Annotated in this window: 17 protein-coding genes; 1 reads left to right on the forward strand and 16 read right to left on the reverse strand. The window is 43.7% G+C overall.

The genetic code is table 11. From position 1 onward, the window contains the following. The first annotated feature begins 34 nt into the window (after positions 1-34). Entirely contained in the window at positions 35-1,264 is a 1,230-nt protein-coding gene (locus AACU28_RS15485) for a hypothetical protein (protein WP_121603177.1), read from the forward strand. 169 nt (positions 1,265-1,433) lie between these two features. Here AACU28_RS15485 and AACU28_RS15490 read toward each other — a convergent pair whose 3' ends face one another. The 16 genes from AACU28_RS15490 to tssB all read right to left on the reverse strand — a co-directional run bounded on the left by AACU28_RS15490 (position 1,434) and on the right by tssB (position 23,100). Continuing rightward, positions 1,434-2,087: a protein kinase domain-containing protein gene (locus AACU28_RS15490; protein ID WP_259462815.1), complete on the reverse strand. Its 654-nt coding sequence runs from the start codon at positions 2,085-2,087 to the stop codon at positions 1,434-1,436. 79 nt (positions 2,088-2,166) lie between these two features. Beyond that, positions 2,167-5,559 (reverse strand): type VI secretion system membrane subunit TssM, encoded by a 3,393-nt coding sequence (gene tssM, locus AACU28_RS15495; protein WP_121603179.1) that lies wholly within the window; start codon positions 5,557-5,559, stop codon positions 2,167-2,169. A 2-nt stretch (positions 5,560-5,561) separates the two neighbouring features. Further along, the gene (icmH, locus tag AACU28_RS15500) at positions 5,562-6,764 is read right to left on the reverse strand and encodes a type IVB secretion system protein IcmH/DotU (RefSeq protein ID WP_183091196.1); all 1,203 of its coding nucleotides are present in this window, start codon (positions 6,762-6,764) and stop codon (positions 5,562-5,564) included. Further along, positions 6,764-8,095 (reverse strand): type VI secretion system baseplate subunit TssK, encoded by a 1,332-nt coding sequence (tssK, locus tag AACU28_RS15505; RefSeq protein WP_102501093.1) that lies wholly within the window; start codon positions 8,093-8,095, stop codon positions 6,764-6,766. The genes icmH and tssK overlap by 1 nt, the downstream gene beginning before the upstream one ends. 41 nt (positions 8,096-8,136) lie before the next feature. Next, complete coding sequence (tssJ, locus tag AACU28_RS15510; protein WP_121603180.1) at positions 8,137-8,625, reverse strand: type VI secretion system lipoprotein TssJ; 489 nt, start codon at positions 8,623-8,625, stop codon at positions 8,137-8,139. Further along, positions 8,622-9,572 carry an FHA domain-containing protein gene (locus AACU28_RS15515; protein WP_102501095.1) on the reverse strand — a complete coding sequence of 317 codons (951 nt, stop codon included), beginning with the start codon at positions 9,570-9,572 and terminating at the stop codon, positions 8,622-8,624. Before AACU28_RS15515 ends, tssJ begins: the two co-directional genes overlap by 4 nt. A gap of 3 nt (positions 9,573-9,575) precedes the next feature. Then, positions 9,576-10,304: a transporter substrate-binding domain-containing protein gene (locus tag AACU28_RS15520; RefSeq protein ID WP_102481957.1), complete on the reverse strand. Its 729-nt coding sequence runs from the start codon at positions 10,302-10,304 to the stop codon at positions 9,576-9,578. Then, positions 10,291-11,289, reverse strand: coding sequence for an ABC transporter substrate-binding protein (locus AACU28_RS15525; protein ID WP_102492223.1), 999 nt, complete (start codon positions 11,287-11,289; stop codon positions 10,291-10,293). The genes AACU28_RS15520 and AACU28_RS15525 overlap by 14 nt, the downstream gene beginning before the upstream one ends. Continuing rightward, entirely contained in the window at positions 11,286-13,853 is a 2,568-nt protein-coding gene (locus tag AACU28_RS15530) for an MFS transporter (RefSeq protein WP_121603181.1), read from the reverse strand. Before AACU28_RS15530 ends, AACU28_RS15525 begins: the two co-directional genes overlap by 4 nt. Positions 13,854-13,862: 9 nt before the next feature. Continuing rightward, positions 13,863-16,475 carry a type VI secretion system ATPase TssH gene (gene tssH, locus AACU28_RS15535; protein WP_121603182.1) on the reverse strand — a complete coding sequence of 871 codons (2,613 nt, stop codon included), beginning with the start codon at positions 16,473-16,475 and terminating at the stop codon, positions 13,863-13,865. Positions 16,476-16,522: 47 nt separating this feature from the next. Beyond that, complete coding sequence (locus AACU28_RS15540) at positions 16,523-17,455, reverse strand: type VI secretion system baseplate subunit TssG (protein WP_121603183.1); 933 nt, start codon at positions 17,453-17,455, stop codon at positions 16,523-16,525. A 64-nt stretch (positions 17,456-17,519) separates the two neighbouring features. Continuing rightward, on the reverse strand, positions 17,520-19,271 hold the full coding sequence (gene tssF / locus AACU28_RS15545) for a type VI secretion system baseplate subunit TssF (RefSeq protein ID WP_121603184.1): 1,752 nt from the start codon (positions 19,269-19,271) through the stop codon (positions 17,520-17,522). Then, the gene (gene tssE / locus AACU28_RS15550; RefSeq protein ID WP_102444806.1) at positions 19,264-19,686 is read right to left on the reverse strand and encodes a type VI secretion system baseplate subunit TssE; all 423 of its coding nucleotides are present in this window, start codon (positions 19,684-19,686) and stop codon (positions 19,264-19,266) included. The genes tssF and tssE overlap by 8 nt, the downstream gene beginning before the upstream one ends. Continuing rightward, complete coding sequence (locus tag AACU28_RS15555; protein WP_121603185.1) at positions 19,686-21,080, reverse strand: type VI secretion system contractile sheath domain-containing protein; 1,395 nt, start codon at positions 21,078-21,080, stop codon at positions 19,686-19,688. Before AACU28_RS15555 ends, tssE begins: the two co-directional genes overlap by 1 nt. A 38-nt stretch (positions 21,081-21,118) precedes the next feature. Continuing rightward, positions 21,119-22,597 carry a type VI secretion system contractile sheath large subunit gene (gene tssC / locus AACU28_RS15560; protein ID WP_102462404.1) on the reverse strand — a complete coding sequence of 493 codons (1,479 nt, stop codon included), beginning with the start codon at positions 22,595-22,597 and terminating at the stop codon, positions 21,119-21,121. Continuing rightward, a complete protein-coding gene (gene tssB, locus AACU28_RS15565) occupies positions 22,597-23,100 on the reverse strand; it encodes a type VI secretion system contractile sheath small subunit (protein WP_017110737.1) in 504 nt (167 codons plus the stop codon). The genes tssC and tssB overlap by 1 nt, the downstream gene beginning before the upstream one ends. Between the last annotated feature and the right edge of the window lie 7 nt (positions 23,101-23,107).

A 23,107-nucleotide genomic window follows, 5' to 3' on the forward strand; every position in this document is an offset into this window, starting at 1 on the left:
AATCTAAAGTGGATTTGTACAGGGAGAACGTACGATGCCGAATACAGGGCTGACCATCATTCAGAAAGACATGCTATCGCTGTTTGCGAATGCAGATTTGGTGGGTGTTACTAAAGTTGATAAGGTTAAAATTGCTGTTGCCGCCGCAACAGAAGTTGACAGTTTAACGGGCACCATTACAGAGGCTGTGACAGGGAGTGGAACAAGCCTTGCTGGTATGATTGAAAACATAACCGAGCAGATAAAAGAAAAATTCTTGGACTATGCGAAGAGTATTACTAGCATAGCGATGGATGATATTAAGGCTCAGATTCTCGCTATGATCCCTAGTTTGGTTAAACGAATATTTGCCGACCTAGCCCCTGCGATTGATGATATTAAAGAAGCGGCAACACGAATTTACTCGGCGCTGGGTAAAGCGGTTAATAACCACAAAACCCGCCACTTAAGTTCAATGACAACGATGCGTGTTGGTGCTGACGTGATCGATAAAATTCGTGGTGAGATTCGCGCTGTTGCAATCGAAGACTCAATGATTGCACTAGCTCATGGTGGTGTAATCGCGATTAACTTAGCCAGTTCAGGAATTGGTGCTACCGTAACTAGTATTGTTAAAGCCGTTCTTTCTATCTTCAATTTTTTCCGCGGTTTATACGACAAGTGGGTAATGGAGCGTAAGTTTCGTAAGTTTAAGCAAGAGTGCGTGATGCTTAACCAGAAGAGGGATGTTATTGGCGCGAACTTTTTCCGAGACTGGTTCAAAATGAAGATGGAGGAGATCCCAGTTATCGCTTCCTACATGGTTTGCATGCCTTGCTATAGTTCACCATATAATTTCCTTTCAATTACCGACATAACGCCACCACCGCCTAATATGAGGACTCGCTTAACTCGAAGAATTAGGCGTAAGTTTGGCCGTAAGGTGAATACTGATCCTTCAGTGATCAAGCTATCTTTCCAGAAGTCGACCTTGAGTGCTTATGCCACTTTGCAAGAAGAGGCCAAGGCGTTTATTGCCAATAGCGAAATCGCATTGGAGAGTAATAAACCGGGAGTGAAACAGGCTTTAAATGCCGCGCGTGGTGAACCGAACTTTATTCCGGGAACGGATGAAAAAGCGTTTACTAAGGCGGTAAGAAAGCAGCAGGTTAAGAACTTCTTTAATGGCACAACTATCAAAGATAGCGTGAAAGAAAGCCTTACGCCTAAAGCACTCGCAGCGACTGTTGCTGGTGGATTGGAATCGCTTCTAATACCTGAATAACAAAGCTACTTGAATAACCAAATGAACAGAATAAAAGAGCGACCTGAATCACTCACGTTATTGTGTTCATAACATAGGCCAAGTGGCTTGGATTAAAGCGAACAAAAAAGCGGATGATTGCTCATCCGTTTTTTCGATGCCTAAAGATAAAAATACAGATATGACTGGTTTATCTATGCTGTTTCAGGAGAACTTGATAGCGGCTGGGTAGGGCTGCATCATCTAAAACTTCCTCTAACATAACCGCAAGAGCAAACCAATCGTCAAGCTTGCTTTTGACCAAGTGCGGTCTAGAGTATTTAGGCGTGTAACTCTCAAATCGAAGCTGTTCGTGTTCAGTGCCTATCTTAGTAACAGAGCCAAAATCAATGAGTTTAGCTTGGCCTTGCGTGCTAAATACGATGTTGGATCGCTTAATATCACCATGAGCGAAACCCAACCTGTGGACTTGGTTAATCGTAGCTTCTAAAGTTCGAATCCAGTGAGAGGGTAAGCATTCCGCTAAATCTGAATCTGCTTGTATTTCGAGTAGTGTTTGACCATTCATGTAAGAAATAACTAAACAGTCACTCTTGTGACTAGAAAAGTAATCACAATAGTTCGGCCAGACATCTTTTTTATTAGAGTCGGTATTGAAATTGGTATTTAAATACAGAAACTCCGCCTCTTGTTTTAAGAAATGACGGTGTTTTAACTCTTGAGCAGATTTTATCGTAACCAGCCCCCAACTAGGGTGTTGGGCTTTGAAAACCCGTGAACTTAAACGAGAGAGGTTAGTGTACCCATGAGCTTTGAACACTTGCAGAAGCTTTTCATCGTTCAAGTTCGTTTTTGAGAATATATTACCCTTAGAAGTTTGAGCTCGCCTTGATGGGCAAGACGAGCTGTTTGAAAGCGCGTTATCAGATACCACTTGGCAGTGAGAATCCAGAGAAGAAACCGGGAACAAATGGGTTTGATTGACCTTGAGTTTTGATGGTCAGCTTCACCTTGCTGTCGCCGTAAACAAACTCAACCTGAGTGTCTTGAGCAGAGGTGAAACTCACGTTTGGCTCGAACAAGCGGAACCAACTCCATGTCCCTTTTACAGTGTTCTGGCCAATTGTAGAATCCTGAGCATTGAGTTGAATGCCTAACTTCTCGATAAACTTCGCGTCACCTTGCCATGATTGTTGGCTCCATAGTGTTGGGCCATGACGATAGGTAAAGATAGGCTTATCTGAAATGATCGAAAATTCCGTGATGTTTGGTGTCATATCGACGGCTTTCAGTTGGAAATTGATCAGAACATTCGATGGATCAGCTAAAAATAGGGCGTTCTTTATATCAGCGGCCTTATCAATCATTGTCCAAACTTCAGGCGTAATGGATAACCCTGTGCCGGGTAATAATCCCGGTAAGTAGGGTGCTTGGTCACTATCTTTCACGAATCCATTAAGGCGAGTTTGAGAGAACTTATCGACGATGCCATTAGTCACGAAGAAGGCTTTCACATCCGCAACACTCACGTCCGATTTGGATTTTCGGTTGAACGGATAAAATGAAGCTAACCGCTGCTGGTAAGGTTGATACACTTCTTTCGACCACGCTGTATTCAAGTAGTCGTGAGCTAATGACATCACCGTCTCATTACTCTGGTGTACCACTTTATTTATCAGCTCTTCAGCTACCGCTAAATGATTGTTGGATAGGCTGGATAGCGATGCGATAGGATTACCAGCTTGTAACGTTACAGACAGTGTTTCAAAGGCGACCTTTTGTGGTTCTTTGGTCTCGTAAAACTTGTCTCCCCACTTTTTAGCGTTAATAAATGCGGTCAGTAGGTTGTCGATGGGCTTCTTACCTTGGTCATTGGCAGAAACCTGTTTTTTGTATGCTTGGAAACTAAGAGATATCTGACGAGCGGATTCTTTTTTATCAGGATCTTGAATCGGCATGCTTGCAGGATCTTGTTCCTTGTCATCCTTGGCTGGTATCTCTAGTTCTACATAGGTGTACTTAGCTATCGTCGAGTACAAACTGACTAATGGATTATTGCTGGCTTCCGACAGGCTCGTTAGCGTGTTTTTTAGTTGCGTAGGGTCAGACACTTCTTTGACTTCGACATTACGAACCAAATCACGCCAATAGTTAATGTAATCATTCTGGTAGGTTTGCTTCAGCTCTCGGCTGATTCGGTGAAGCTCCAGTGCGCTAGGGTAAGCCCCGGCAACGCCTTCATAAGACTGCAAAGCCGATTTAAGAGTCGGGGAGTTGACCGATAAATCAAGTTCGTTAAAACCCGTCGGTGTGTAGATATAAGGAACTAAGTAGCCGGCGTAACTTGGCGAGAACTGGAGTACTGAGCCAAAGTTATCACCTAATTCACCACGAATATCGACACGCTTTGCATAGGTATTAGAACTTTGGATATGTTCGTACAACAGGGTTTCAATGCCTGTCTGAGTGATGACTTTCTTAGCTAGACTCTCTAGGTCATGGTTCGATTTCATTGGCGTCAGGTTACGTGCAAAGATGTCATTCAACAGTACTTCTAGCTGAGCAATATTGACGCTATCGGCCTCTCCTTGGTCTTGCAGCGTACGTACGTAGTAGTTTTTAAGCTCTTGGACATTGGTTCTGTCTTTACTGAAAAGTAAACGATAGTTATTAAGCAGAGACAGCGTTTGAGATTGATCTTCAAGGTTTACGTATACAAACAGGTCTTTCTCGATCGTATTTTCCATCGAAGGGATAAGCACCTGTTGTAATTCCGTGAAATAGGCCTCTTCGACTTCTTCCTTGATGCTAGGATTCGGCATAAACGGCAAGCTATACCAAGGCTCGGGCTGCTTGTAGAGGTTATAGATTCGCTGCAGTGAGAACAGGTTCGGAATGTTATCTGCCATGTTTTCAATATCATAAGGTGAGGCAGATATCGCTTCTTTGTAGCGTTCCAACATTACATCCGCTCTGGTCTCTCGTTGATTTTGGAAATCAAAGTCGAACTTAATCACTAATAACACGGCTGCGAGTAAACCAATCCAAGAGAGAGTGAACAGAACTTGGTTAACCAACAAGGTGTTCTCTTTGCGCTTGTTTACGCCGACTAACTCGTGTTCCGATAGGATCACGTGTGTCATGAGGTATTGGGCAAACAAAGTCTGATTAACAGGGATTTGCTCGTTCTGTTGGTAGTGTTCATGTCCTACAGAATAAGAGACCGCACTCGCAAGTAAGTCGGATTGCGAAGCGCTTTGGCCATCATGAGTGAAATAGAAGCCTCTGAACTGCAGCGCGTCACTGAGTTGCTCACCTCGGTACAATCGATTGAGGAACAGCCAAAGGTTTTGTTTCAATAGTCCAAACTGGAAAGGAGCACTGGCAATAGAGTTTCGATAATCTTGATTCAACTGACCTGCTAATGCATTGCTCATGTTCGCGATCAATTCACTGATCAAATGATCGTATTCATCATTGAACCAGTTCGCATCAATGCCACCATGTGCAGAGTAAGGGGCTGTGGCACCGAATACTTCATCTCTTTTCGACTCGTCAAAAGCAGAGAAGAACTGACAAAAGTCGCTGATGCTGCCCATATTCGAGATGACGTTATAAATCGGTAAGCTGACACCAAAAGCTTGATTGAACGTCTTGATTGTCGATTTAAGCTCGTCAGCCTGTTGTGTTATCTGTTCGTTGTTTTCAAGTAGTGACGATACGTCGGTGGTGAGTAACAGACCATTTGCAGCTTGTCTCGGGCGCCATGCAGTTAGAGACTGACTGAGTGTCTTTAGATATTCAGGATGCTGGTCTTCGCCCATACTTACCGACACCAAAATAGAATGCTCGCTAACCCAAAACAGAACAGGGAATTCAATGTCATTGCCGAAGTCATCAAGCTTGTAGGCTTCGTAACCCATTTGAGTGATGATGCTTTTGTCTTTGTTTGGGTTCTGACTTAGTAGTAGATAGATTGGCTGGTCGTAACGGCTAGTTAAGCGAGTTTTGCGCTTTTGCCCGTTGATCATCCGTTTAAAATGGTTTGCTAATTGCTTTTTTCTTTTCTGAATCAGTTCTTTATCGAAAGACTCTTCTTGCGATTTTGCGCTGCGCTTGATGAGCACCCAATAGCAAATGAAGCCGATAAGCGTGGAGATAATGGCGATAGTGGTCAGCGCCCACACCAAATAAGCATTGAGTGGTGTTAACAGAATAACGCTAGAGGCGACGGTAAAAAAGGCGACAGAGGCTAGGGCTGAAATACCTACTGTCTTTTTAACGTTGCCTGACTTGTTTGATTTGGCATCCGGCATAATCAGTTAGACTCTTCCTTGTTTAAGTCATGCGCAGAAGTGCGAACAATAATGGCGTTTATTTGGTCGTTTTCTACGTACCAAGCTTTGGTTATTCTCGCTTCTTCTGAGGTGTTGGCTCTTAATATCACTCGATAGTATTTTTTGTAAGGTGAGATAATTGGCTCATAAGCGGATGGAGATAGATTTTTGATGAAAGCTTGGGCATTTTTCTTACTTGAGAACGTCGCGAGTTGGACCAACCAATTGGCTGAACTTGGCGTGAAGTTAGTCGTTTTTTCGGCTTCTACCGCGTCAGATTTACTTGCGTGACGAGGAGGGTTTTCCAAGTCGTTATCTTGGCTGATGAAGACTATGTCTTTGATTTCTCCTGATAGAACGTAGCGTTGGCTAAAGTTCGGTAAAAAGGTGAAATCACGCGATCGCTGTGCGTGGGTTTTGTTGTACCAGAACTCTGTTAAACCAATACTGGTTGCTATCAAACAAAAGAAGAACAAGCTGGTAATGAAGTAACGTTTACGTCTAGTCGGTTTTCTTACGTCAGGAAGCTTTACCTTCGTGCGGCAGTGAACGCCACTGGCGGTACGATATTGACTGATGGTTTGTTCTAGTTGGTGGACGAATGCTTTTAACTGTTCAGCGCCGCCTTCACGATATTGGCCTTTGAATCCAATATTGATGAACAGGTAGATAATCTCCAGAAGATCGATCAGTTTGTGTGGCTGTCTTGCGGCTTTTTCAGCAACAGAAAAGAACAGTTCACCACCATTACGCATGCCAAATAGTTCGCTAAGCAGGGTTTTGTTTTCCCAGCCGCGTTTCTCTCCCCACTCGGTATAGATGATGAATTCATCGATGACTACAGCGTACAAAAAGCACAGCTTATCGATAACAGCAATAGGGTAGGTAAGCTCGGTTGCTTGAGCCTTTATGTCGTTAATACCCTGAATAAACTGCTCTCGGAAAACGGTTAAATCTTCAGGTTCAGACAGCGTTGAGATCTTGAGTGTTTTGGTCAGCAAACCACTGCTGATGTTGATCAGTTGATTCTCTGCTTTATCAAAGTGACGCAGAAACTCTTCTTGGGTGCTGGTGGAGTGCACCGCAACCAATTTAGACAAAGCTTGGTCAGACTCTGTATTCGCAGAGCCTTTTGATGCTTTATCTATGACCAGTGTTTCTTCGTCTAAATAATCCATGGCCATTATCTCAACGCGTAAAGAACGACTTCGAGAGCGGGTATGCGAGCATCGACGTGCAGCGCAATCGCATCTCGCGTATCTAGCATATCCAACCAATTTCGATCTTTGGCATCGACTTCAAAATAAGCGACACCTTGCATCGGTTTGAGTTCACTCGGTGCGATCGGAAGTGGGGTTAATGAGATACCAGACAGCGAGCTTCTCACTAGCTCAACAATCTTGTTGTTACTGCTCAACTTGGCTGAAATAGGGAACAGCTCATTAAGCTCTGTGCTGCTAATATCGGACTTAACACTGAGAACGAAACGACGGTTATAAACGCTGCTAGGGTCTTTGATTAACGTGCGAAGTAAGCGGCGTTTCTCAAACAGTGAAACATCCCACTTGAACTCAATAACCGAATCTTGTTGAACTAGAGTGAGTAAGTTTCTCAGGCTCGAAAACAGTGGGTTAAAGTTGTCATAGAGTTTGTCGTATTTTAAAGGCTGGCATTCGTCTGGAATCGCTGGTGTTAACGCCATGACTTGAGCTTCAAACTGTTTCAACTTTGAATACAGTTCGTGTGTCGGGTATTTGCTGTTACTGATGGTTAATTCAAACCACGGTAGCCATGTGTTGAGCGTTTGAAGCCACAGGAAATCTTGCATCATAGACTGAGGACTTTTTTGCCCTTGGCCAGCTTCAATGCGTTTCAATAGGTTTTGAGCGCGATTACTTACCAGCGCATGAATTTCTTTGACTCGTTCGCTAAGGAGGGTTGAAGCGCCGTAATGCAAGCAAGCTGGGATGAAGGCTCTATCAAGCATCACTTCGTCTGAGTCGCTGATTTCTAAAATCTTAGCCACTGGAATGAGGGTAAAGCCAGAGGTGTCTTCTCCCGCGAATTTGAGCCCGATATTCAGCTGAGCTACGTCGACTTCGACGCTGGCGTTTTCGGAGGTAGAAGTATCGAATACATTGATTGAACGTGTGATGTAACGGCTCTGCTCTTGTCCATCTTCGCTGTAGTCATTGTTGCCTTGTAAAGAGATTGGCAGAGCAAGGTAGACGATGGTTTCAATGGTGCCTTGCGGAATATCGACAACAATCTCTTGTTTGAGGTTGAATTGGGTTCCATCGGGGAACACACCTGAACAGCTCGGTATAGATAGCTTACCGATCTTTAAGAGATCGTGGTTAAGCACTAGCTCGGTGATGCCAAAGAAAGGGGCAAAACCAGCCAGTGTTTCAATGTTCTGACGAATGTAGTTTTGCACATAGCGATCTTGCTGCTGAAAGTGCTGAGGGGCAATAAACATCCCTTCTTGCCACACTACTTTTTTGAAAGCGTCCACGTAAAATCCTTTTCTATTATTTTTATATATTGGCTTTTTTATTAAAAGATTTGCCACCAGCTCGAGTCAGGCTGTATCACGGCTAACTCTGCTTTCTTCCCTGTAATCGTTAACTCTAAGGTTTGCTCTGGATCGGAAGGCATAATCAAAACGGTCTTGGTTGTGCCATTCTGGTAATCCGCGAATTCGACCAGAGCTGCAATGTATTGCGTGTTTTTGTTGATGTCTAACGTCAGCTTTTGCTCTGAGTTAGGCAGTACTATCGGTAACACCTGTTTTGAAACTAAGTTTGCCGCCAATAGCTGCAAGTCATTGTTGTACAAATCAATAAACGGCAGCTGTTTGAACAGCTGTTGATCCGTGAGTTGGTAAAGCCTAACCACAACAGGGTTCGCTTGGTCATCATTGTATTGGTTGACGGTCGCATCAGCTTTAACGGTCAACGAATATTGAGTGACAACAGGAGTTGGATCTGATGAAGAACATGCTGTGATCAATACACAAAGAGATAAGAGTATGAGACGTTTCATTCTCTTTCCTCACTTTGCTTCTGCATGTTCTCCATAAACAACGCTTTGAATTGACGTCTGAAATCTCCGTTGTCTTGACGGTGTTGAAAATGCTTTCGGTAAATCTTCCAATACTTTTTATCTTTGTTGGTAAAAATGCCGCTACTGACATACTCACTAAATTGGCTCTCAAGCTGCTTTGGTGCAAACTCATTTAAGAACTGATCAACGGTTTGTTCTAGGGCGTCGAACAGCGCTTTTTGTTGAAGCTGAGGATTCTGTAAGTATTGTTGATTCTTTTCGGTCAGCGTGATGAGTTTGTCGATTGACTCTTCAATGCGCGTATTGTTCTCAACATTGACGGGCAGATATTCTAACTCTGCAGAAGAGAGAGTGTTGTTATCGGCGTGAGAGATTTCGTCTACTTCAATGTTCGGTATGACTTTGTCATCGTCCAAATCTTCAAATGGATCAGATGAAAAGGGGTCGTCACTCAGAACATTCTTTGAAGAGAAATTCGAGGTCTTCTGAACGATTGCAACTTCTGGTGAGTCATCTAAAAAGTCAGTATCGCTGTCATCAAGCTTTAAGTTAAAAGGTTCTATAAAAGTTTCATCCTGTGTGGTGTTATTGGCCGCGTTGACTTTTGGATCACTCAATAGGCTAATCAGCAGTGTGTAGCCACCAAGTTTGATGATGTCGCCGTCGGTAATGACGTACTCTTTCTCTTTTGCCAAAGACTTATCGTTTAACGATACGCCGTTGTTACTGATGTCTTTAATCACGTAACCACGATCTGTCGGGTAGAGCTGGCAGTGAGTTCTAGAGATCCATTTTGATTGATCGGGTAGCGCAATATCACATGACGGAGAACGACCTAAGCTTCCGCCACTTTCGGGCAGATACGTCACTCTAGAGGAAACAACCTCTTCAGCAGGTACAGAAATCATGTGGACACTGATGGACAATGGCTACTCCTTGCACTTGGATATGGCTGAATTAAAACTGTCTAAGAAACCCGAATAGGTTTTAAGGAATCGATTCGAAAAATAGACCCCCATATCCTTGGTATCTAAATTCGTCGAATTGAAGTAATCGAGTGGTAAAGAGGCTTTATTCAACTCTCTTTTAAAGACCAACTCATCTTCTAAAACAACATCAATTTCCCTTTGTTTTAAAAGTCTTAGTAATACTTTAGCATCTCGTGGCTGCTTAACGACGTTAAATCCATTACGTTTTAGCCAAAACCATTTGTTTGAGCCAAATTTGGCAGAAAAGTTAAGGTTTAACTTTGACAATTCATCAACCTTCGGCTCCACTCCTGGGCCAAAATACCAATTCAACGTCTGTTTTGCGATGGGTGCTGAGAGCGTAGCGTATTCATCACGCTCAGAAGTTTTAGTGGCGACGAAAAAGCCGTGTTGGCTACCACTATGCACACGCAGTTGTGCGTCCGACCAAGTGGTCATCGTAAGTTGATAAGGCTGTCCCATCATGCCTAACGCGCATTTAACTTTGTCTAATGCGATGCCTTGCATCGAAGCGTTTTCATAGGTTTGGTACGGTGGCCAATCTTGTGTGGTCAGCATTAGGCGAGATGGCCCAATTTTTACTTGAGCAGAAGCACTCATCGACCAAAACGTCGAGATGAGTAGGGTGACTAGCGATAATCTGATGGTAGAGGCTCTAGTTAACATCATTAGAGTGTCCTATCACTTCAGAGATCTTCAAGATTGACACTGGCGGGTAATAGTCGAGCTTATGAGCGGCTTCGATATTAACAATATAGGAATATTGGCTAAGTGACTCTATCGGAATGTCTGAAGCTTTTTGAGTTCCTTTCAATATGTTCTTCGCTTTGTATCCAGCGAATTGACCAACATTGTAGTAACGGCTGACAATACCAAACAGGGCCTTGTGTTTTCTTATCGGGCTCTCGGTCGCCGAAAAAGTAGGTATGCCTGCGGAATGTAGCCCCGACACGACTTCCCCGCCTTGGGTGATAATGTATGAATCCGGGGGTAAATAAGCCATATCGACACCATCACGTTTCATATTGTTTATCGTGATGTTAATTAAGTCGCTGTTTGACTTGGTTTTATCAATGTTTAATGGGTACAACATAACACGCTTGTTATAAATTTCCGATAACTCCATCATTTTATTTGCGGTGATAATCGAATTATTTTCGTCAGCATTATATATAACCCCAAGGCTTGAAATGTTATTGAGCTTTTCTATCGCTTTAAACTGTATTTCATGGGGTACGATGTGCGATACACCAGTAAAGTTTCTGTCTGTTGAAGATAAATCAGTGATTAACTTAGAACCCACAGGGTCGGTCACGATACTGAATACAACCGGCGTCGTGTTGTTTATTCTAAATTCGCTTGGTTCTGTGTAAGTTCCTAATAAATTCAATGTGATAGTGGTACCAAATGAATAAATGAGGTCGGCTTCTTTATATTCTAGATCTCTAATATGTTGTTTGAGCTGAGCTTTATCTCTGTTTGCATCAAGAACGGTAAATCTCACATCAATATGTTGGGATAAATAATCCATGAAGCCTTGTTCTGCGTCCGTTACTCCTCGCCATAATAAAAGAATGACGTGTTTTTCATCACTCTTAGCAAATGAGGATGGGGACATTAAAATCAAGCTAAGAACGAACACTATAAATCTCATAATTGAACCCCTAGCTTCTGTTTATCAGACTTCAGGAATATCGAGAAAAACACAATTAAACTAAAGGAACTCGCGAGAAGCGACGCACCAAATATAAGAATAGTTTGGTCGTAACCGAAGATACTCAAACAAACCCCAGCCAGCATTGGCCCCGCGATATTACCGATACGCTCAGTAAGTCTAAATATGCCGATGATTTTTCCCTTCTCGATACCCTGACCAGATAGGAGGTCGATGACCAAAGGTATTTGTGGAGAAACACAGATGCCGTGTGCGACACCAATAATGATTACGATGAGTAGCAGCCCTAATGTACCTTGGAAGAAGTAGAAGTTGAGCAAGGCAAGGGACGAAAGTAATCCGCCAATAAAAATAAAGGCCATTTTGTTTTTAAGCTTATCGACCAAAATGGCACTCAATGGTGAAATTAGAATGATCGCGAGGCCATAAGCCATAATCACACGACCAGATACAGAGCTACTTTCGCCAAGGAATTGCAGATACACGGGGCAGATGTAGTAAAGGAAGCCTGTCAGTACGATCTTCGCCGGTATCGCACTGAATATTGTAATTAATGCAAAATACTTATTACTCAACAGAAGCTTAAAGTCTTTCAGCTGAACGGGTTTACTCGCGTTGCTGGTGGTCGACTTTTCAAAGAACACATAGACCAGTAAGACACTCAATGTTGCCAACAGTCCTGCGAGCATAAATGTTTCTGAGTATCCAAGTTTCTCCGCTAAGATTCCTCCGATAGCTGCACCACATAAAGAGCCAGAAAAGAATGATGACAAGAAAGTCGCCATTCCTTTGGTGCGATTAGAATCGTTAGTGGTATCTGACACATAACCTTGTGCTGAAATAAATACGATACCGTAGCCTACAGCGGTAAAAGCACGAGCCACCAACAAGAGTTCGAGAGATTGAATGAAAGCAGTAGCAACCAAGCCAATACAAGTGATGAGTCCACCTGTCATCAATGAATGCCTTCTGCCTACTTTATCTGACCAGTAACCTGCAAATGGCAGTGAGATAGCCCAACACAACATGAACAGAGAAATGGGCAAGCTCGTGACTAGGTTTTCAGGTATCCAACCGGTTGTATTTTCCAGTGAAGAGACGAACCTAGGAAAAAAGGCGAGTGAAGATGCTTCTGAGAACACTAATAAAAACAGCGGTAAACGAATGAATCGAAAGTCTTGCTTATCGATGTCTTGTGATGGTTGAGTCGGGTTTAGCTTAGTGATCGCTTGGTTAGTCAGATTGAGTAGTTTGCCAATCTCATCGCGTGACGAGATCTTAGCCAAATGATTCACGATGTCTCGGTTTACCAACATGAAGACTTTCTTTACTTGGTTCCAAGGTGAAATAATCATGAAGTTACACATGAACAGAATGATTTCTGCAACCACAAGGCAAGAGGCAACCAAAACGGTAATCATGTCCATGACGCTTTCTTTAAGCAGGTTAATGATCAGGTTGTTGTCGGTGGTGACGTTCAATTGAATAGTATGACTGTTGTTGAGTGAGAACGTCGATTCTCGGATAGAAGGGTGCACAACTTGTTCTTCAGGGTAGCGATAAGAAGAGCCTGACTGTCCTTCAAAGTTAATCGACAGAATTTCGCTATGGTGATCAACGAAGAAAGCAAATTCATCTTCTAAGCCATGCAGTTTGTCGTCAGGAACGCCTTTGTCTATTAATCCTTTAATCATCTGATTTAACGAGTCGCCAATCAGGTTGGATTTCTGTTCGAGCTTAACCTCGTAAATCTGTGAAAACTTGTCTAGCGATTGATACGAAACCCCAAGGTTAGCAATGATGGTCAACAGGATGGCAAGAGAGATGATAAACACCGGAAAGTGCTTGTTTTTCAACTTCTCAAACTTAGACAATGAGTTCGGGGATTGCAGCGCCTTGTGAGCTTGGGTGATCGTTGGTAGCAATTCATCCGAATCGGTAGCGGATTCAAATATTGCAGTTGCGCCTTTTACTCGGCCTACAATACCTTTCAATAGGTACTTCAGGGCGATAAAGGCAATCAGGCAAGAGAGTAGTATCCAAATTGCCGAATAGAGGAACTGGAGCTTGAGCAAGAAGGTTTTCTGTTGCTCTAATAGCGTTGTGGAATAGTAGAGCTTTACTTGGCCTTCGACTAAACCAAAGGAGTTAGTGATATCGAGCGATAGCTGACGGTCATTTTCTTGATTTCCCTCTCCGGTACCAAAAAGTCGCTCCCCCGAACTAGAAACGACAACCAAGGCGGTAATACCGTCAACAATTTTTAAACGGCGATCCAACATACTTTGGATGTTGGATATCGCTGAAAGCGGCAAGCCTAAACTGATCGCTTGGTTGATATCGTTATGTGTTTCTTCTAATACAATTTCATAGATGGAGTCGGAAGTTTCAGTGAGCCTCTTCTCGAAATTAAAATAGTTCAACGTTGCATTTAAGGTGATGGAAAACAGCAAAACCGCCATGATGGCCAGCATCAACTTAACCCTAAGTGATAGGTTAATTAGTGAAGGTTTGATCAATGTTTGGCTAGCTTTGCTGTTCATAGTTAAAACCTACTTAATCGATAAATCGAAGTCAGCACTGTTGTTGGTCGCGCTAACAGTGACTTGAGTTATCGGTTCGCTACGGCTGAGTCGACCAATACATTCTTCAGCCAATCTAGGCATCAATGAACGATTAATGATTTGCTCGACTGCACGGCCACCTGTCGTTGGATCGGTATTACGGTCAACCACGAATTGAATGAAGTCTGCGTCCCAAGTAAAGGAAGCTTGATATTGTTCTGCGAGTTTCTTCTTGATTCGATTTAGTGAGATCTCAGTGATTTTTGCTAACTCTTCATCGTTAAGCGGATAGTAAGGGACAATGGTAGTTCGTCCTAAGAAAGCCGGTTTGAAGTACTGCTGCAAGTCTGGACGAATTGCTTCAAGTAACTCATCGTTGTCGATACGGTCTGTGGTTTTAGCGCACACATCACAGATAGCTTGGTCAGCTGCGTTGGACGTCATAATGATGATGGTGTTTTTGAAGTCAACGGTTCGGCCTTCACTGTCTTTGATATGGCCTTTATCGAAGATTTGATAGAACAAGTCATGCACGCCAGGGTGCGCTTTTTCCATCTCGTCTAATAGCAGTACTGAGTATGGGTTACGTCGAATAGCTTCCGTTAACACACCACCTTCACCAAAGCCGACATAACCGGCAGGCGAACCGAGTAACATAGAGATCTTATGTTCTTCTTTAAACTCGGTCATGTTAATCACGGTAAGGTCGTTACTACCTCCGTACAGTTGCTCCGCAAGCGCCATGGCGGTTTCAGTTTTACCCACACCACTAGGACCACACATCAGGAACACACCAATCGGTTTACGATTATCGGTTAACCCAGCGCGTGATATGCGAATTGCTTTTGCGAGCTCGTTTTTCGCGACATCCTGACCAATAACTCGAGTATTAAGCTCGTCTTCTAAAGTCAGCAGCTTGGCGATTTCATCACTCATCATGTTACCAACAGGAATACCTGTCCAATTCGCAATCACTTGAGCAATGGTGTTGTCGTCTACCATGGCGTAAACAAGAGGTTCTTCACCTTGCAACTCGGCCAATTCAGTTCGCAGGGTGTCGAGCTGTTTTTGCTTGTTAGCGTCGACAGCATCTTGCTCTTGTTCTTCGGTGATCTCCTGTTGAACCGTTTTGATTTGGTCAACTAACTCAATCTCTTTCTCCCAGCGCGTGTAATACGCTGCCAATGTTTGTTGGTTTTCTTCAATCGATTGTGTGAGCTCTTTGATCAATTCAGCGCTATTTGAGAACAGTGCATCTTCTTTTTCTAACGCCGACTTCTCGTTTTCTTGGTAACGAATGGTTTGCTCTAACGTTTCCAATACTTCTGGCTTCGCGCCTTGTGTCAGTGCGATTCGCGCACTGGCAGTATCAAGAAGACTAATGGCTTTGTCTGGCAGTTGGCGACTTGGAAGGTAACGGATCGATAAGTTGACCGCCGCTTCAATCGCGGATTCAGCAATAAAAGCGCCATGGTGAGCTTGCAATGAAGCGGCTACGCCACGCAGCATTTGCATCGCATCTTCTGCATTTGGTTCTTCAATCGTCACAACTTGGAATCGGCGTGTTAGAGCAGGATCTTTTTCGAAGTACTTTTTGTATTCCGCCCATGTTGTCGCGGCGATGGTTTTGAACTCACCACGCGCCAAGGCAGGTTTTAGAAGGTTTGCCGCGTCGTTTTGTCCAGCAGCGCCGCCTGCACCAATAAGGGTGTGGGCTTCATCGATAAATACAATGATGGGTACTTCTGACGTTTTTACTTCGTTGATGACGTCTTTTAAGCGGTTTTCAAACTCACCTTTAACGCTCGCGCCTGCTTGCAGTAAGCCAAGGTCTAAAGAGTGGATTTGCACGCCTTGCAGAGCACTAGGAACTTCGTCGGCTGCGATTCTTAACGCTAAGCCTTCAACAACAGCGGTTTTACCTACGCCGGGTTCACCGACCATAATCGGGTTGTTTTGGCGCTTACGACACAAGATATCAATCGCTTTTCTTACTTCGGCATTACGGCCAGAAATAGGATCTATGTTGCCGTCAATCGCTTGTTGAGTCAGATTCACCGTGTACTTGCTCAGTGCGTCGTTACCTGCTGGGGTAGTATCGACAGAACCACCGGCTGAAGGCGCTGCAGAATTGCGGGCAATAGGGGTTTTCTTGATCAGACCTTGTAGAGATTCGAGTGAAACACTGCTTAGCGTTTCTAGTTGTAGGGTGCTTACGCCTAACACGTTCTGTTGCATCAAAGCTTGAATAAGATGCAAGCTGACAATTTCGCCATGACCATAGTTTACGGATGCAATCATCCAAGCATCTTTGATTAATTCAGTTAAGCCATGACTTAGTGTCGGCTGACCTTCGCTGCCTTTTGGAAGCATAGCTATTTTTTTGGAAAGCTCATTCACTAAAGCGTCTAATGACAGCTTTTGAGATTCGCACAACGCCATTAGCTTTGGATCTTTTTGGGAAATAAGCTGAAGGATCCAGTGTTCTATTTCTATCGCTCCAACACCTTGGTTCATCGCCGCGCCCGCAGACGCTTCCAACGCTTGCTTCAGTTCGGGAGATAGCTTTCCTACTAAGTTAGTGAGAGTTACTTGTGTCATAGTCAATTCCTTGTATCTCTATAATCTACACATTCCGTATTTATGAACTACAAAAGCAAAATCTTTACGGTTTCATTGGGGTTACGCTCAGGTGCAAGGTAGTCAATTTCACCTAAACGAGCGGCTATAGAAACCTTGCTTGATAAACGGGGTTTGGTTAAATATGAACGTTTGACGTTCAGATAAATGGCAACAGGCGTACTGTCTTTTAAATAGTGCTGAGTCAAAGACAACACAGCTTTTGCAAATTGGTCATCTTGTTGAATCTCGAGGAACTCATTTCTGTTTTTTGGGGTAACAAAAATACTCAAGTTGTTAAAATGAGCTAGGCAAGTTTTGCCAACCAAAAAACCTTGTCCCAAGCGACTGTTAAAATCTCGATTAACACCGATGCGAGTTAACGAGTCGGTCGGTAATAGACGTTGTTCAAATGCTTTGCACTCAACTTCGATGGAGTAGGGAAAAAAATCATTTAAAATCTTTTTTAGAGTCGTCAGGTTTCGGCTTTGTTGGCTTAGCAGTAATGAATATTGGAGATACTCTTTGTGCTCTTTTCCAAGCGCAGCAAAGTGATTCAATAATGCTGTTTTCTTTGGGTTTTGCTCACTTTCAACAAGTAGCCAACGTCGAGCATTGGTTCGATAAGTGATTTCAAAGTGTCGTTGATTAAATACGTCTAGAAAATCTTGCAGCGAATGATCTTCATTGTGGATCGCGGCTAACAACTCTTCGTATATGTAATTAGGTATCACGCCTTTAACGCCCGAGAGCGCTTGTTTTGCTAATCTGAGTTTGGCTTTGTTTCCCTTTAACGAGAAGTATTGGATCTCTTGAGGGTTGCCAGTCGGCATCGCCTCCGATTTCAATTGGATCTGTATCGGTGAGCTACTTTGGGACTGAAGCTGCTCCAATAGCCTCATTGCCTGAGAGAAATCGTACTTTTCAGGCTGAGTTGCTAGGTCTTCGATGAAATGCTTCATATATCCCCCTTACAGCCTAAGCTCTGGTGATTTTCAGTTCGCAGGATTTCCGACATTCGCTGAGTTATAAACACAATTGGCTACCGTGAATCTTAGGGTACTTTTTAACGACACCATCTCGACCGTAGATTCGGATCTTGAGTTGGATATATCGGTCAAAGCTACAAAATTGTTGGAAGAAGCGATTCAGTACATCAGCAAATGCCAAATAGGGTGAGGTTGCATCGAGTGTGAGTTCAATCTCGGTTCCGGGAGAGAATACGTTTTTGCCCAGAACGCGAATAGCAGACACTTGTGAATTGAATGTGATCGAGTGAATCATCTGAATTTCAGCGCTCGATACTTGCTCTCGACTGCACAAACTCAGCATATGCTTGAGGTCAGCAACCGGATTACTAGACTGCACCAGTGATGAAAAGTTGGTGTTCAGTAAGCTAATGAATTCCCAATGGATGTTTTGGTCGACTTCCTTTGTGATGGGTGCCGAAGGCGGATAAATAGGCGAAAACTCACCGGGTAAATCAATACTCTCGAGGCATTCCAGAGTGCCGCTTACGCCACACGCTTGCTTACCATTTGTGCACAGTAAGTGAGTACCAAGTAGCTTACTAAATTCAGCTTCTGGCGCTTCAGATAGCGAAATTGCGATGCTCATTTCACCAAAGTGATTGTGTTTACTTTGCCAGTAGTCATATTGCTGATTGTGGGTGTATTTCTCTTTAAAAAGAGGAACTAACGGTATTTCACCGTTAGGCGTGATTTCGTAGACCTTCTGAATTTCGATGATTTCAATATTGTTGTCGCTGTGCGCGTCGGCATTCACAGGAACTGAAAGGGTTCTGTGATCGTACGCAATAGGTTCGCCTGTCTGCTCAAACAAGTTAATCGCTGGCATTACGTTTAACTTGAAAACATCTTTATTGAATAGGCGGATAAATTCGGACGGCAATGACGACATGAACAAGTTAATGATGATTTCTGATTCATCAAATTGGCCTGCGTAATCCGCAAAGTTCTTAAGTCTAAAGAACTGTCGCTTCTCTTTGAAAAAGAAAAACTCGTTAATCAGTTGATAGCCCGTGAATTGATTACCATGCTCAGGTAAAAACTTAAACTCGAGATCGCTGATTCGATTTTTCAGCTGGTGGCTATCAATGGTGACATGTCGAGCGCATTCGTTGTCTGAGATAGAAATCGCTAAGGTGTTATTGAGAAGAAGCTCGACTAGCGAGTCCGCATTGTTTTCAAACCCTTTGGCGAAGAAGTCGAGGTCATTGAGTTCTAAGTGGCTGAAGTGTACTTCGGGGTCGCCAGTGTTCAGTGAGATCTGAACGACCGCTGAGCTTTGATTAGCCGATTTGGGTCTATTGAAGCTAAACGGGGCGCTTAGCGCTTTGATGTTGCCTAAGCTAAATGGCGCTATTTTGAGTTCATCGACTGTTCTAAATAGGCATTCGTTTTTGGTGTTGGTGCTCGAAAACAGCGAACCTTTTGGCAAAGTACTCGATTCAATAGGGCCTTCTTCAGCAACTAACTCAAGATAAGCAACGCTAGGAACGGTTTGTATATAAGACGGATAGAGCACTCCTAATATACCTTCGATGACCTCAGGTAACTGCTCTGATAGTTTCTTTTCTACCTTAGCATTTAATAGTGCGACGCCATCTAATAGACGAGCCATGCTAGGGTCTTCAATCTTACCTTGATGAATATTGAGCTTCTCAGCGTGCGTCGGGTATTCTTGACCGAACTGACCTAACGAACGGCGCACAAAAGCCAGTTCTTGCTCGAAGTAACGCATAATAGGTTCAGTCATAGTTATCTTCTTCTAATGAGGTGGTTAGGTCACTTAATGCGATTTTGGAGTCAAAGATAAGGTCTTGTTCGCCATGACTTGTCTTAACCTTGGCGATGATGTTGAACGACAGTGAGTTGTCACCCTCTTTGCGCTCTCCAAGCTCTACGGAGATGTCATGAAGTCGAGGTTCAAAGCTTTTAATCCACGTTTCAATACGTAAAGTCAGCTGCGTTTTTTCTAGAGTGGCGCTCAGTAATTGAATATCTTCGATACCAAACTTTAAGTTAGAGCGGTTGACTTCTATCAGTCGTTTATCGATATCTGTCAATGATGCCTCAGCTTCAAGTAGCTTGGTGAGGTGGAACTTGATGTCTTCAATCTCAGCATCCTGATAGGGCTTTGAATCACTGATAAAGGTCTTCCAAAAGCTCATTACGCCACCTCATTTAGGTCGGTGGTCAACACAACTTCACCGCTGAAGTAATCAAACTGGTATTGAGGAACAATGCGCAGAGTACAAGCGAAGCTGCCAGCTTGAGAGCTTGACTCTGTCACACTCACTTTGGCGAAGCTGAGGGGGTATTTAGATAAGGTCTCTTCATTGGCAAATGAAACGTTACTCGAGAACTTTTCAATCCAATGGGTCAAAAACAGCTCACACTCGGTTGCGTTGTTGAAGCTGCCGATCATCTCTCTGACTTGAACTTTTAGGTAATGAGCAATTCTGCAAGACATCAGTGTGGTTTGAATCTGCGTGAGCACTTTGTCATTGTCGTTTTGTCCGCACTGCCAAATTGAGTTGTTACCATTGAAGTAAAATTTATCGGTTAACGGGCTCTTCGCTAATGGGATAAAGCCGCTTTGAGCGTAGAAATTCGACAGTTGGCCGAACAAGCTGATATCCGTCACTGGTTTTTGCAGGTGACTGTCGAAATAGTGGTTCGTTGGTAGGTTAACGACGGCACCTTGTAGTTTGTCGTTCCAACGGGATTTTAGGAAGCCAAACCAGTTAACGCGGTGAAACTCTCGCATGATAGTGGTAGTCAGTACCATATTGGCTAATCCCCAAGCTCCTTGACCTTGCTCGTTGTAAATGAAGCCAGCGCGTCGATTCTTGTATGCGTCTCTCAGGCGAACTTGTGGTAGCGCCATGCCAATAAAGCGAGAGCTCGGTTTACTGCGTAAATCCTGCCACGCCTTAAAGTCGGGACCGGAAAGGATCTTATTGATACGTTCGATATCAGACAACCAATCGGCACCGCTTTCACCAAAGAATGTTGCTACTGGAGAAAACAGCATAGGGCAGAGTGTTGCTTCGCCTAATTTGCCTAACAGCTCTACGGTAAACAGATCGTCGTAGTCGGCATCAAAATCGATGTCCATCGAGATAGGGTGGCTAAAGGTGATGCAACCAAAAGGGTGACCACCTAAGGTATTCAGTTCGTTATTGCCGATCTTGTTATACAAGTCGCTGGATTTGGTTGAATAGGCTTGATTGACGTCGCTAGAGATCTCCGCCCAGTTCATATCGAGCAGTTTTACATGCGCTCTTTGGTAGCTGACGGGTAGGGTAACAAGCTGCTGAAGGCTTAACCAGTTACGTTCCAGTTTTTGAAACTCGGGTTCATGGAGGACTTCATCAAGCTGTAAACTGAGTTTGGAATCGATTGTTGATATAAGTGTTGATATCAATGAAATTAGTGAGGATTTAGAGCTTAAGGAGTGTTTGTCTAGCTCAGATAACAGAGATAAAGCCTCTTTCATAAAGGTATTATCTGTGTCATCTAATTGATTGAATCTGTTTTGCCATTCTGTATTTAACTTCATACAAAATTTTTGGCCGGATTGCTCCGGCCAAATCCATATTAGCCTGGAATCTTCGCAACCATTCGAACTGAGGTCGTCAATTCTTCAAGTTGTAACCAAGGTCTTAGATGAGCGACAGCTGAGTATGCGCCTGGCTTACCAGGTTGCTCGACCACTTCAATGCGAGATTCGCAAAGAGGCGTTCTTGCACGTTGCTCATTACCAATGGCACCCGCGTTGGTGTATTGGTCGATCCACAGTTGTAGCTCTCGTTTGATATCCGGAGCTTCAAGATTCGAGCCTAACTTGTCGCGACCCATTACCTTCAGGTAGTGGGCGATACGACTACTTGCCATGATGTAAGGCAGGCGAGCTGAAATTGCCGCGTTTGCCGTTGCATCTGGGTCAGTGAAGGTTTTAGGCTTTTGCGTTGTTTGACCGCCGATGAACACAGCGTAGTTAGAGCTTTTGTAGTGAACCAAAGGAAGGAAACCAAGGTCAGAAAGCTCTTTCTCACGCTCATCTGTTAGGTTAACTTCTGTTGGACACTGCTGAAGTAGGTCGCCCGCTTCAGACTTGTAAGTTAGGTTTGGAAGGTTCTCGACCTTACCACCGTTATCAAGACCACGAATAGAAGTACACCAACCTGAAGCCGTGTAAGCTTGAGTCATTTTAAGACCCAGATCATACGCTGCATTAGACCAAACCAACTGATCATTGCTGGTTGGCTTAGGATTACCATCCATATCGGTACCAAGCTCTTCATAAGCGAAGACATCAGTACTCAAACCTTTGTCGCCATAAGGTAGGCGAGCAAGAGTTCGTGGCAGTGTTAATGTTACGTAGCGAGCATCATCACTCTCACGGAATGAATTCCATGCAGCGTAAGCAGGAGAGTCAAAACCAGCGGCTACTGGCTTGCCTTCAGAGAAGGTTTGGAAGTCGTTAAACTCAAACATCTCAGCGTTTGCAGCGGCAATGAATGGTGCGTGACACGCTGCAGCAACTTCACCCATGTAGCGAAGTAGGGCTACATCTTCATCTTTAGCGCTAAACTCGTAGTCACCAATGAATGTACCGTAAGGTTCACCACCAGCAGTACCGAATTCACCTTGGTAAACCGCATTGAATAGTGGGCTACGGTCAATCGCAGGCGCATCTTCGAATTGATCAAGCAGCTCTTCTTGAGTGTAATCGACCATTTTGATCTTCAGATCACGGCCAAGTTCGCTCTCTTTAACGAGTTTTTGTAGACCACGCCAAGAGCCTTCAAGCTTCTGTAAGTCTTTTTGTTGCATGACTTCAGATAACTGTTGAGATAGCTTTTTATCTATCTCTGATATTGCGTTTTCAATTGTTTTTGTAACGTTCTTATCCCACGTCACGGTGCCAGAAAGAGCTTGCTCTGTAAGTACAGAAAACAGTTCTTTCGTGGTGTCAGCGGGAGTTTGAGTGGTTGCTTCAATCGCACGGTCTAGGAAGCTCAGTGAGCCTTCCGCCGCCTCCGGTTGCGCTTGATTCTCAGTTTCAGTACTCATTACTCAGCTCCTTCTTCTTTAATACCAAGCTCATCAGAAAGAGCATTAATCGTATCTGCACTTTGTAGAACTTCTTTAAGTAGCTTTTCTAGGTCGCGAGAACGATCGGCTTTAGAAAGCAGTACCTTCAGTTGATTACGGGTTTCGACTAGCTTCTTAAGCGGTTCAACCTGTTCGATTATCGCTTCAGGTTCGAAATCTTTCATCGAATTGAACTTAAGACTCGCCGCAAATTGGCTGTCATCACCTGCAAGAACGTTATCGACTTTCAATGATAGCTCTGGACCTACACGCTTCATTACCGTATCGAAGTTGTCTTTATCAACGTTATAGAAGGTACGATCTTCTACTTCTTCTTTATCTTGCTTATGGCCTGAGTAGTCACCAATAACCCCAACAACAAAAGGGAGCTCTTTGGTTTCTACAGCGCCATTAGTCTCAACGTCATAGGTAATACTTACGCGGTTCTTACTTACGCGTTTATGTTGGGAATTTAGTGCCACGGTAACT

The organism is Vibrio sp. SBT000027 (assembly GCF_963894355.1).
GTDB classification, from domain to species: domain Bacteria; phylum Pseudomonadota; class Gammaproteobacteria; order Enterobacterales; family Vibrionaceae; genus Vibrio; species Vibrio splendidus.